An 11,381-nucleotide genomic window follows, 5' to 3' on the forward strand; every position below is an offset into this window, starting at 1 on the left:
CCATGCACGAACCCACGACGGGTCAGTCGATCTCGGAGTCCGACGTGCGAATCCACGGGGACGCGCCGGCCAGGGCCCAGCGGATCATCCGCACGAAAGACGCGGTGAAACGTCTACTCGCCGCGGGGACCGCCGTCGAACCGGCCGATCGTTACTCGGTGGTCGCGGTTCTCGGGCAGTCGAATGCGCATGGTGCCGGAATGGCCGGGGTCGATGCGCTTCCCACCCAGCCGGATCGTCGGGTCCACCAGTGGCCGGGATGCGGCCGGCGGCGCGGGCGGATACTGCAGGCCGAGGACCCGCTGCTCCACGAGATCCCCGGTGCCGGGGCCGGATTCGCGACGACGTTCGGTTCCCTGCTGGCCGACCACACCGGTGAGGCAGTGCTGCTGGTCCCGTCGGCTCGCGGCGACACGTCGTTCCATCAGAAGAACGGGTACAGCTGGGACCCGGCGAACCGGTCCGTGCGCGTCAATCTGTACGACCTCGCCGTCCGGCAGATCGGCAACGCTCTCACCGCCGCGGGCGCCGGTTCACGACTCGCGGCGATCCTCTGGCATCAGGGCGAGAGCGATGTCCCGCTGACGCCACCCGACGTCTATCAGGACCGGCTCGACACGTTGATCCGCGGTCTCCGTGACCATTTCGGGGTGGTGCCGTTCATCCTCGGCCAGATGGTGCCCGAGGAGATCGCCACGGGACATCCGCGGTACCCGGGTATCGCGGATGTCCACGCGACCACACCCGACCGGCACGCGGCATGTGCCCACGTACCGGGGCCGGAGGGCATGCACAACCCGGGGGAGACCATCCATTACAGCGCTGCCGGACAGCGCGAGCTGGGACGCGCGATGTTCGAGGCCTATCGGGATCTTGCCGGCCCTTCCCGCAACGAGTGATCGCCACTTCGGTCTCCGAATCGCGGGGTGGAGAACGCAATTCCGGGCCGAAGTGGCGACCGTTCCGGGCGGCGGGTGCCCGGGGCTCAGTACGCTCCGTCCTTCGCGACGACTGCTCGTGCGGTGCGCCACAAGATGGTCAGGTCCTGCATGATGGTCCAGTTCTCCACATAGGAGAGGTCCAGCCGGACCGACTCCTCCCACGACAGGTCCGAGCGCCCGGACACCTGCCACAGTCCCGTCATCCCGGGTTTGACGAGCATCCGCCGTGCGACGCGACCGTCGTACTTCGCGACCTCGTCGGGCAACGGCGGACGCGGACCCACGAGGCTCATCTGGCCCGTGAGAACGTTGAACAACTGGGGGAGTTCGTCGAGGCTGAAGGCGCGGATCACCCTGCCGACCCGGGTGACCCGCGGATCGTCGCGGACCTTGAACAGCAGGCCCGCGCCGTCGTCCCGGTCGCCGAGCCGGTCCCTCATGCGGTCGGCGCCGGCGATCATGGACCGGAACTTCCACATGCGGAAGTTCCTGTTGCCCAGCCCGACCCGGTCGGCCCGATAGAAGACCGGGAAGCCGGAGTCGACGACCACCGCGACCGCAACCGCCAGGAACACGGGTGCCAGTGCCAGCAGGAGAACCGCTGCGCCACAGCGATCGAGAGCGGCCTTGCGGAACCGAGTGGCCGATTCGTAACGCGGGTGATCGATGTGCAGCAGTGGCAGCCCGGCGACCGGACGCACCATCATCCGGGGACCGGTCACATCCGTGACACCTGGTGCGACCACCATGTCGACGTCGAGTCCGTGCAGATTCCACGACAGGTCCTGCATCGCCTGATGCCCCAGGGCGTCAGCCGAGGTGACCGCAACGGTGGTCGCCCCCGACGCCCCGACGGCGGCGAGGACGTCGTCGAAATCTCCGAGGACCGGGATCGCCACCCCGTCGACGTCGATGTCGGTGTCCGTACCACGATGCCCGGGCGGTAGGCACGCGCCGACGACCTGGTATCCCAGTGGGGCGGCGGCCGCCAGTCGCCGGACGGTCGGCCGCACCGACTCCACACCGCCGACCATCAGTACCGACTCACGGTGCCGCCCGGAGACCCGTGCCCGTGCGAGGAGACGGCGGAAGATGTTCCGGCTCAGCAACAGTCCGATGGTTCCCATCGGCAGGGCCAGCGCCAGGTAACCGCGGGCGATGTTCAGTCCGCCCAGGAGATCGACGATCGCCAGTCCGCCGAACACCGCGAAGCATGCGGTGACGACGCGGCTGTACTCCTGCGGACCGGATCCCAGGATCCGGCGGTCGTAGGTCTGGAAGGCGGCGATCGCGACCATCCAGACGGCGACCAGGACCGCGGACACCAGGATCGACGGGAGGTGGACCGCCGCGGCCGAGTGGAGGGCACCGCTGGGACCGAACCGGAGTCGTTGCGCCAGTGCCACCGACGCGACCACCACGACCAGGTCGGTGTACCGGAGGGCTCTCGTGTACCTCGGGACCCAGGACCGTGAGCGGAACTGCCGGCGACGCACCGACATCAGGCGTCGGGCTCCGCCGGGGAATCCGGAACCGGGATCTCCCGGGACCGTGTCGCGGGCCGAGGTCATGCGATTGCCGCTCGCCGGGGTTGGTCCGCGCCGAGGAGGGCGAGGTCGTGCCGGACCATGGCCTCGACCACCTCGGTGAATCCGGTCCTGGGCCGCCAGCCGAACTCATCGCGGATCCTGCGTGGATCGCCCACCAGATCGACGCCGTCCGCCGCCCGGACGAACGACGGATCGGTCGTCACGAGGTGTTCCCACTCCGGAATCCCGGCCACCTCGAAGGCGGTGGCGACGAACTCACCGACACTGTGGGATTCGCCGGTCGCCACCACGTAGTCGTCGTTGGCCCGGTTCACGGCGAGGGTGATCATCGCGGACACATGATCGCCCGCCCACCCCCAGTCCCGGCGTGCATCGAGGTTGCCCAGGACGAGTGGTTCGGTGCTGCCGACCGCGATCGCCGCGACTCCGGCGGTGATCTTCCGGGTCACGAAACGAGTGGAACGCAGCGGGGACTCGTGTGGATAGAGGATGGCGTTGGCGACCTGCAATCCCTTCGACCTCGCCACCCCGGCCATGGTGTGGCCGTACGCTTTCGCCGCCCCGTAGGGAGACGCCGGCGCGATCGGCGTGGTCTCGTCCTGGGGCGTGATCGTGGATCCCGCGAAGATCTCGGCGCTGGAGGCGTTGACGACATGGACACGGTGTCCGAGGTCGGTGAGTGCGGACGCCGCCTCGAGGATCGCGACGGTCGACATCGCGGTCACCCGGGCGGTCGTCAGCGGATCGTGCCAGCTCTCCGACACCGAGGACACGGCGCCGAGGTGGAAGATGTGGTCGGGTGCGTGGTCGGTGATCACGCGGCGCGTCGATTCCGGGTCGGCGAGGTCGACCGGACTCATCACCACATTGCCACCGGACGAGCGACCCACCGCTCGGCCCGGTCGTACGACGGCGACGACATCCCAACCCAGCGTGACCAATTCCTCGATCAGCAGGTGCCCGTCCTGCCCGTTCGCGCCGGTGACAAGGGCACGTGGCGGGGTCATGCGACCTTGCCGGCCAGCTTCTTCGACTCGGTGTCGAGATCGGCCTCGACCATCATCGTGATCAGCTCGGCGAAACCGACCTCGGGCTTCCAGCCGAGGAGCTCACGTGCCTTGGTGCTGTCGCCGATGAGGAGATCGACCTCGGCGGGACGGAAGAAGCGGGGATCGATGCGGACCAGATGATCCCACCGGTCGATGCCCACGACCCCGAACGCGACGTCGAGCAACTCCCGGATGGAATGGGTCTCGCCGGTCGAGATGACGTAGTCGTCGGCGATGTCCTGCTGGAGCATCAACCACATCGCGCGGACGTAGTCACCGGCGAATCCCCAGTCGCGCTGCGCATCGAGGTTCCCGAGGGCGATGGAGTCGTCGATGCCGAGGGCGATGCGGGCGACCGCCTGGGTGACCTTGCGGGTGACGAACTCGGGGCCGCGACGCGGCGACTCGTGGTTGAACAGGATTCCGGAACTTGCGTGCATCCCGTAGGACTCGCGGTAGTTGATCGTCATGTAGTGGCCGAAGACCTTGCTCACGCCGTAGGGCGAGCGCGGCCACAGCAGCGTGGACTCGCGCTGGGGGACCTCCTGCACCTTCCCGAACATCTCGGAGCTGGACGCCTGGTAGTAGCGGATGTCCTTGCCCGTCGTATCCTGATGGAGCCGAACCGCTTCCAGCATGTTCAGTACGCCCGTACCGGTCACATCGCTCGTGAGTCGGGCGTTCTGCCACGAGTAGGCGACGAAGGAGACCGCGCCGAGGTTGTACACCTCATCCGGATTCGCGTAGGTCATGGCCCGCATCAGGCTGGACAGATCGAGCAGATTGCCGCTCACGATGTCGACGTACGGATGTGATTCGGCGAGGCGGGCTGCCTTCGGATTGTTCTGTCCCCGAACGAGTCCCACGACCCGATAACCCTTCGCATGCAGGAGTTCGGCGAGGTAGAGGCCGTCCTGCCCGGTGATACCGGTGATCAACGCAGATTTCATCGACAATTTCTCCCAGCGCGAGGTGAACGACATCGATGTCGTGTCACCGACTTTCGAACACGCACTGATTCCCCGACCAGAGCATGTAAAACCTGCGAACACAGCCGGTTCGGAATCCGCCACCCATATGGGTCCCCGAACTTGGCGGTACTCTCTGCGCCATGACAATACGATCATCCGGGCAATTCCGCCTTTCGAGAACCCACTTCCTCTCCGCCTTTGTGGTGAGCATCTCTCTGGTGCTCGGACTCGTCATCGGCGGGAGCGTGTCGGGTTCGGCGAAAGCGGCTCCCGACACCTCGAGCTGGTTCGGTTCCGGGAGTGCGGCCGGCCCCACCGATGCGGCGGTGCCCGTCACCACGGCCGGATTCGGCTTCGCCGGCGGCGCGGGTCTGCTGTGGCTTAACGATTCCGACCTCGGTCGTGAGCTGGACGCGGTCAAGCGGACCAAGGCGACCTGGCTGCGTGTGACGATCGACTGGAATGCGATCGAGACGACCAGGAACTCCTACAACTGGTCCACCCCCGACCGGATCATCAACGCCGCACGGGCCCGCGGTCTCAAGGTCCTGGCCAATGTGGTGTCGTCGCCGCCGTGGTCGCGTCCGGTGGGGTCCTTCTTCACCGCCCCGCCCACCGAGAACGCCGATCTGGCCGCCTTCCTGAAGAAGTTCATCGCCCGCTACGGCAGCAAGGTCACCAACTACCAGATTTGGAACGAGCCGAACCTGCCCATCTTCTTCGGGTGGACCGTCGACGCCGCGCGATACACCTCCCTGTTGAAGGCCGCCTACAGCGCCATCAAGTCGACGCAGTGGGGCTCCACCGTCATCGCCGCAGGTCTGGCCCGTTCCGGCGGCTGGAACTCGCCGCCGAACTTCGTCACGGCCATGTACAACGCCGGTGCCAAGGGCAGCTTCGACGCCCTTGCGATGCACCCGTACGTGTTCCCCGGCGGCCTGTACGCCAATCCGGAGAACGCCGTCACCGACGTCCCGGCGGTACGCAACCTGATGATCGCGCGCGGCGACGGTCCGAAGAAGATCTGGTTCACCGAGCTCGGCGCTCCGACCGGCACCGCAGCCGACGCCGTCTCGGAATGGGAACAGGCGAAGCAGATCACGGACGTCATGAGCTTCGCCGTCTCCGCCGGATTCGTGGGCCCCACATTCATCTACAGCATCCGTGACAACGGGCCCGACCCGGCTGATCGTGAACAGAACTTCGGTGCCGTCTACAAACACGACTGGACCCCGAAATACGCTGCAGGCGTGCTGGGAGCGGCCTGACCCGCCGCCTGAAGGAGGCACGATCTCGCGCCCGCTCCGCGTTGGCAAGCTCACATACACCGAGCACGCCGCGCGGAGTGGGCGTTTCCACATTACGATTCTTCTCGAGCGGGCATCGGGGTCCGCACGAGTGCGTGCACTCGTATTCACGAGAATTCTTCTCGAAATCAGTCGGGGGAGAAGTGGTTCTGTGGTGCACATGATGGATGCTGGGATCGTCGTGGACAAAGTGCCGAGAGTGGCCATCGCTCACGACTATCTGACTCAGCGGGGCGGGGCGGAACGGGTCGTGTTGTCCCTCAGCAGGGCATTTCCGGATGCCCCGATCTACACGCTGTTGTACGAGCCGGATCAGACCTACGACGAGTTCCGCGGCAAGACGATCATCACCTCACCCGTGAATCGTGTTGCGGCACTGCGGACCGATCACCGCTCCGCGCTGCCCGTGTTGCCGTTCGCCGCGTCGCGGATGCGGATCGACGCCGACGTCGTGGTGGTGAGTTCGAGCGGCTGGGCGCACGGCTTCGACACCACCGGCTACCGGCTCGTCTACTGCTATTCGCCTGCTCGCTGGCTTTACCAGACCGATGTCTACCTCGGCGAATCATCCAGTGCGATCAAGAGACTCGCGATCAGGATGCTCGGCCCCGCACTCCGTCGCTGGGACCGCGCCGCCGCACTGGGCTGTGACCGCTATCTGGCGATATCGAGTGCGGTCCGCGACCGCATCGCGGCGACGTACGGTCTCGATTCCACGGTGGTCTCGGCTCCGGTGATCCCGCCCCCGGCACCGTCCGGGACGGCAGATGCGCCCGCGGGTGTACCGGTACGCCCGTACCACCTGTGTATCTCACGCCTGTTGGCGTACAAGAACGTCGACGCGGTGATCGATGCCTTCCGGGGTACCGACGAGCACCTGGTGGTCGTGGGCCGCGGACCCGAGGCGGACCGCCTGCGCGCGACCGCGCCCGACAACGTGACGATGCTGTGCGACCTGACCGACGCCGAGATGGGGTGGCTGTACGAGCACTGCACCGCCGTGATCGCCGCCAGCTACGAGGACTACGGTCTCACGCCACTCGAGGGCGGTATGCGGGGCAAACCCTGCGCCGTACTGCGCTGGGGCGGCTTCCTCGACACCATCGCGGAGGGCGTGAACGGCGTGTTCTTCGACGCACCCGACCCGATGAGCATCCGGGCCGCCGTCGCCGAGATCGCCACGCGCGACTGGGATGCCGAACAGATCAAGGCACACGTCGCCCATTTCGGCGAGGAGACATTCATCAAGGAGATCAGGAACCTCGTGTCCGAGGCCGTGGTCACGAGGGGAGCGGAGCGCACGTGAGTACCGAGATGACGACACCGCCGGCGGCCGGACCCGCCGGTCCGACCGTCCCGCAGCGCGCGGATTTCCATCCGCGGTACACCTTCACCGAGATCTCGACGATCGCGAAGGCCAGGAACCGGGTCGGAATCCTGCTGTACAACACCATCGTCACCCACCTCCCGTCGCACACCATCCGGCAGGCGTTCCTTCGTGCGTTCGGCGCGAAGATCGGCAAGGACACGTCGATCCTGCGCGGGTGCCAGGTCTTCGACATCGACCAGATCCGCATCGGGGAGGCCTGCTCCATCGGTTTCCGCGTGCTGTTCGACGCGCGGTCGGGCATCTGCATCGGCGACAACGTGGTGATCGCCAGCGACACCCAGATCATCGCCGGTAAACACGACCCGGCGAGTCCGGAGTTCGCGGCCGTCCTCGAACCGGTCCACATCGGCGACTACGCCTGGATCGCCAGCCGCGCCACCATCGTCAGCGGGGTCAGCATCGGCCGAGGCGCCGTGGTCGCCGCCTGCGCGCTCGTCAGCAAGGACGTCGCCGACCTCGACATCGTCGGCGGTGTTCCGGCCACGACGATCTCCCGGCGGCCCGAGTCGGCGTTGCGGTACCGGCCCAAGTACCGGCCGCTCTTCTACTGATGACGGGGCAGTCGACGCCGGGGACGATCGGGCAACCCGGGACGTCCGGGCTGGACGGGCTGGACGGGGCCCGCGTCATCTATGTCGCCGCCGAGCGGAGCGCGGGCGGGGTCGGGGCGTACTCCGAGGTGTTCGCGGACATGCTGCGGCGGCGGCTCACCGACTTCCACGAGGTCCGGCACCCGCGGCCGGGTACCGACACGGTCACCGACCTGCGCGCGCGACGCCGCGAGATCATCGAACTCATCGACGCCGCAGATGGTCGTCCGGTCGTCGTGCACGGTGAGTTCTCCGGCGGATCGGTCGAATCCTTCTGGCCGACTGCCGGACTCGAACGGATTCGACGCGGCGTCCTGGTCAGTGCGACCGTGCACGATCCGCCTGGTCTCGTGTGGTGGCCGGGACGTGTCGCGTTCCTCGAGCGGCGCAGATTCCTCAACCACGCAGTACATTTCCCGCTCCGGCCGCTATCGCGTGCGATCGAGCGGAGAGTGGTCGGAGCCCGGACACTGTTCGCGATGAGCCACGCCGGGGCGCGGTCGTTGCTGCGCGCCTACCCGGACACCACGGTGCGGCATGCACACATGCCCGTCTGGAGCCGCGGTGAGGTCGTTGCCGCACCGGATCGCCCGAAAGCGGTCGGACTGTTCGGGTTGGTCTATCGCGGAAAGGGTTTCGAGCATGTCGAACGGCTTCGGGGTGTCCTTCCCGACGACATCGCGATCCGGATCGCCGGCCGCGGCACCGAAGCCCTACCCGGCCTCGACGGGGTCGAGATCCTCGGCGGGGTCGACGACGCGGATCTTCCCGCGTACTTCTCCTCCGTCCGAGCGCTCGTCGTGCCCTACGGCACGCGGAGCCTCTACGGTGAGGCGTTCCCCGGATCGAGCGTCGTCTCCGACGCGATCGCACACCTCACTCCGGTCGTGTGTACCGGCCACGGTGCGCTCGGCGAGCTCCGGACCGAGGGAGGTGTCCTCGTCGTCGAGGAGGGCGGACGGACGCACGAGGAAACAGTGGACGCGTTGGCCTCGGCCGCGGCGGAACTCGTCACGTCGCGAGATCGGCTGTCCGCGATGGGGGAGGCGCTGAAGGAGATGCGCGAGGTGCGTGAACCCGACGAGGTCGTCAGAACCTACCTCGACACCTGGGCGAGGGCGTTGTGCCGGGCCTGAGCGGCGCCGCCGAGACCGGTGTGGCCGGCACCGATGAGGCGGCGTCGGCGGTCGACAGCCGACGCCACGTCGTCAAGGCGCTCGCGGCCGCCGGCTGGACCTACGGCGGACGAGCGGCCGGTCTCGGCTGGACCGTCGCTCTCACCTTCCACCTCGGCATCGGCGCCTACGGGCAGTACGCGATGGCCTTCGCACTCGGTGCGATCATCGCGGCCCCACTGGACAATCCGTTCGCGGTGCGTGCCATCCGCGAGGCGGAGGATGCCTTCGCAGCCGAGCGCGTGACCCGGGTCCTGTTGGGGCTCGGTCTGATGGTGGTGGGCGCGCTGTGTCTCGGCGCACCGTATCTGGTGTGGTTCGCACTGTCCGTCGCCGGCGGCGAGATCGTGTTCAATGCGGTCAAGAGCCGCGCACTCCGCGACGGCCACCCCGATCGGGTGATGCGATTCGACACCACACGGCAGTTCGTCAGCATCGCACTCGCGATCGGCTATCTGCAGTTCGCGCCGTCGGCCGACCTCGAGACGGCGAGTTTCTGTTATCTCGCACCGTATGTCGTCATCGCCCTCCATGCCGCGACGTTTGCGCCGCGTACCAGACCGGGGGTCCCCGGCTCGGCGCGCCTCATCGCGATCCTGTTCGGTGAGCATCTCGCGAATGCGCTCTACATGCAGGGCGACATCCTGTTGCTGGGGGCGGTGACGGATTCCGATGTCGCTGGATACTTCGCTATCGCCGCCACGGTCGGATGGGCGGCGGGCCAGGTCGGGATGTCGCTTGCCGGGACCTATCACGAGCAGCTGCGTGCGGCCGATGGCGCGGTGGCGGCGGGGCCGCCGGTGAAGCACGTCGTGATCATGGCGGCGGCGACATCGGCGCTCGTGATGGTGTCCGGGTTCGTGATGCTGGCAACCCCGTACTCACATGAGCTCGCCTGGGCGCTGGTGGTGATCTCGCTGTTCGTCGGGTTGCGCGTGATGAACAACGTGCTGACGACGGTGCTCTACGTGCAGCGTCGTGACGTCGTGCGCAGCGCCGCGGCCGCCGTCCTGGTCCCGGTGAAGCTCGGATCGGTCTGCGCGCTGGCGGTTTTCGGTGCGGTCGGGGCGGCGATCGCATCGGTGGTGACCGACGCGATCCTGTTCGCGATCTATGTTCGGTCGGTGCGGCCCGCGAGGCTCGTCACCCGAGAAGAGGAAACCGCATGACAGGGGTGATCGCATGACGACTGTGACCTTCATGATGGCCAAGGACATCGAACACGACCACGGCGGCGACGTCGCGCTGGCCAGGGTGATCTTCGACATCGCGGCAGAGTCGTTCGACCTGCGTGCGGTGTGTCTGTCCAACCATCTCACCACCGGTGACGCTCCGCGGATCTCGGCCGACGGCAGGGTGATCCGGGTGCCGAAGCCGCCCGTACTGCTCCCGGCGCTCATCGGCAGCAGTCTGCGGACCCGGCGCAGTGTCTGCCACGTCCGTTTCGACACCGACGACCTTGTCCGGACCGTCGACGATCTCGACAGCGACGTCTTCCTCGCCGAGCATTCGTACATGGCCGAGTCCTATCTGCGCTCGACACAGGTCGGTCGCAGCGAGCTGGTGATCAACACGGTCAACTCCGAATCACTGGTGTGGCGACTCACGCGCGGACTCCCGGGAACGGTGGAGGCGAGGCGCATCCTGTCCGATGAGCTCCGGGTGGCCCGCGCTGCGTCGGCGATCGGCACCTACGACCTCGAGGAAGCACAGTTCTACCGGAAGCGCGGGTGCCCGAGTGCTCGCTGGATCGATCTCACCCTGCCGCCCGCGACCCGCGCGGGTGGCGGCCTCGAGATCCCGCGGCTCGTGTACATGGGTACCCGGGACTGGCCACCGAATCAGGAAGGCTTCTTGGAGATCCTGCGACTGTGGCCGCGCATCTCGGACGGTATCCCGGATGCCGAGCTGTGCATCGTCGGCGCTCCCAAGCCGGGCGCGACACCACCGCCGTTGCCCGAGGGCGTCCGGGACGTCGGATTCGTGGAGGACCTCGATGCTTTCCTGGGTACCTGTCGCGCCCTCGTCGCACCCATCAGGACCGGCGGCGGTGTCCGGGTGAAACTGCTCGACGCCGCCAGCCGTGGATTGCCCGTCGTGGGCACCACCGCCGCGATCGGGTCACTCGAACCGGTTTTCGGGCTGACCGCCTACGACGATCCCGACGAATTCGTCGAACGTGCGCGTGCATTCCTCCTGGACGTCGATCTGGCGAGAAAAGAGGGCACACGGATTTTCGAGGCGAATGCCGAACGCTGGGAGCAGCGCATTCCGCACCAGGCTGTGGAAGCGCTGCTGAGTCGAGGACCGGTTCCGGTCGACCATTGACGAGCCGGGCCATGCGATGTCGTCTGCGCGGACCACGGGCATCTGCCCGATATTCGCAACACTTCGCGGTTCATACGAGA

The 11,381-nt window shown here is 67.2% G+C and carries 10 protein-coding genes; 7 read left to right on the plus strand and 3 right to left on the minus strand.

The window, feature by feature from the left end; all coding sequences use genetic code 11:
* Positions 1–2 precede the first annotated feature (2 nt).
* Positions 3–899 (plus strand): sialate O-acetylesterase, encoded by an 897-nt coding sequence (locus tag GOAMI_RS04740; RefSeq protein WP_006435257.1) that lies wholly within the window; start codon positions 3–5, stop codon positions 897–899.
* A gap of 86 nt (positions 900–985) precedes the next feature.
* On the opposite strand, the gene GOAMI_RS04745 is transcribed toward GOAMI_RS04740, so the two are convergent.
* The 3 genes from GOAMI_RS04745 to GOAMI_RS04755 are packed head-to-tail and all read right to left on the minus strand — an operon-like array spanning position 986 to position 4,490.
* Positions 986–2,512, minus strand: a complete 1,527-nt coding sequence (locus GOAMI_RS04745; protein ID WP_006435258.1) for a sugar transferase — start codon at positions 2,510–2,512, stop codon at positions 986–988.
* Positions 2,509–3,498 carry a GDP-mannose 4,6-dehydratase gene (locus GOAMI_RS04750; RefSeq protein WP_006435259.1) on the minus strand — a complete coding sequence of 330 codons (990 nt, stop codon included), beginning with the start codon at positions 3,496–3,498 and terminating at the stop codon, positions 2,509–2,511. The genes GOAMI_RS04745 and GOAMI_RS04750 overlap by 4 nt, the downstream gene beginning before the upstream one ends.
* Positions 3,495–4,490, minus strand: coding sequence for a GDP-mannose 4,6-dehydratase (locus GOAMI_RS04755; RefSeq protein WP_006435260.1), 996 nt, complete (start codon positions 4,488–4,490; stop codon positions 3,495–3,497). Before GOAMI_RS04755 ends, GOAMI_RS04750 begins: the two co-directional genes overlap by 4 nt.
* Positions 4,491–4,711: 221 nt before the next feature.
* Between GOAMI_RS04755 and GOAMI_RS04760 the strand changes: the two genes are divergently transcribed.
* The 6 genes from GOAMI_RS04760 to GOAMI_RS04785 all read left to right on the plus strand — a co-directional run bounded on the left by GOAMI_RS04760 (position 4,712) and on the right by GOAMI_RS04785 (position 11,301).
* The gene (locus GOAMI_RS04760; RefSeq protein ID WP_040004568.1) at positions 4,712–5,779 is read left to right on the plus strand and encodes a cellulase family glycosylhydrolase; all 1,068 of its coding nucleotides are present in this window, start codon (positions 4,712–4,714) and stop codon (positions 5,777–5,779) included.
* A gap of 199 nt (positions 5,780–5,978) precedes the next feature.
* Positions 5,979–7,124 (plus strand): glycosyltransferase, encoded by a 1,146-nt coding sequence (locus tag GOAMI_RS04765; RefSeq protein ID WP_210737933.1) that lies wholly within the window; start codon positions 5,979–5,981, stop codon positions 7,122–7,124.
* Positions 7,125–7,132: 8 nt separating this feature from the next.
* Positions 7,133–7,759, plus strand: coding sequence for an acyltransferase (locus tag GOAMI_RS04770; RefSeq protein ID WP_024498662.1), 627 nt, complete (start codon positions 7,133–7,135; stop codon positions 7,757–7,759).
* Positions 7,759–8,934 (plus strand): glycosyltransferase, encoded by a 1,176-nt coding sequence (locus tag GOAMI_RS04775; RefSeq protein ID WP_006435264.1) that lies wholly within the window; start codon positions 7,759–7,761, stop codon positions 8,932–8,934. The genes GOAMI_RS04770 and GOAMI_RS04775 overlap by 1 nt, the downstream gene beginning before the upstream one ends.
* Positions 8,922–10,142, plus strand: coding sequence for a lipopolysaccharide biosynthesis protein (locus tag GOAMI_RS04780; RefSeq protein WP_006435265.1), 1,221 nt, complete (start codon positions 8,922–8,924; stop codon positions 10,140–10,142). Before GOAMI_RS04775 ends, GOAMI_RS04780 begins: the two co-directional genes overlap by 13 nt.
* Positions 10,143–10,155: 13 nt before the next feature.
* A complete protein-coding gene (locus GOAMI_RS04785) occupies positions 10,156–11,301 on the plus strand; it encodes a glycosyltransferase (RefSeq protein WP_006435266.1) in 1,146 nt (381 codons plus the stop codon).
* Positions 11,302–11,381: the final 80 nt, after the last annotated feature.

The sequence above is a fragment of the Gordonia amicalis NBRC 100051 = JCM 11271 genome (genome assembly GCF_000332995.1).
Classification (GTDB): domain Bacteria; phylum Actinomycetota; class Actinomycetes; order Mycobacteriales; family Mycobacteriaceae; genus Gordonia; species Gordonia amicalis.

Coding starts and splice junctions, on each gene's coding strand:
- GOAMI_RS04745 (WP_006435258.1), bottom strand. CDS start 2,512: ATGACCTCGGCCCGCGACACGGTCCCGGGAGATCCCGGTTCCGGATTC.
- GOAMI_RS04740 (WP_006435257.1), top strand. CDS start 3: ATGCACGAACCCACGACGGGTCAGTCGATCTCGGAGTCCGACGTGCGA.
- GOAMI_RS04755 (WP_006435260.1), bottom strand. CDS start 4,490: ATGAAATCTGCGTTGATCACCGGTATCACCGGGCAGGACGGCCTCTAC.
- GOAMI_RS04765 (WP_210737933.1), top strand. CDS start 5,979: ATGATGGATGCTGGGATCGTCGTGGACAAAGTGCCGAGAGTGGCCATC.
- GOAMI_RS04750 (WP_006435259.1), bottom strand. CDS start 3,498: ATGACCCCGCCACGTGCCCTTGTCACCGGCGCGAACGGGCAGGACGGG.
- GOAMI_RS04785 (WP_006435266.1), top strand. CDS start 10,156: ATGACGACTGTGACCTTCATGATGGCCAAGGACATCGAACACGACCAC.
- GOAMI_RS04775 (WP_006435264.1), top strand. CDS start 7,759: ATGACGGGGCAGTCGACGCCGGGGACGATCGGGCAACCCGGGACGTCC.
- GOAMI_RS04770 (WP_024498662.1), top strand. CDS start 7,133: ATGACGACACCGCCGGCGGCCGGACCCGCCGGTCCGACCGTCCCGCAG.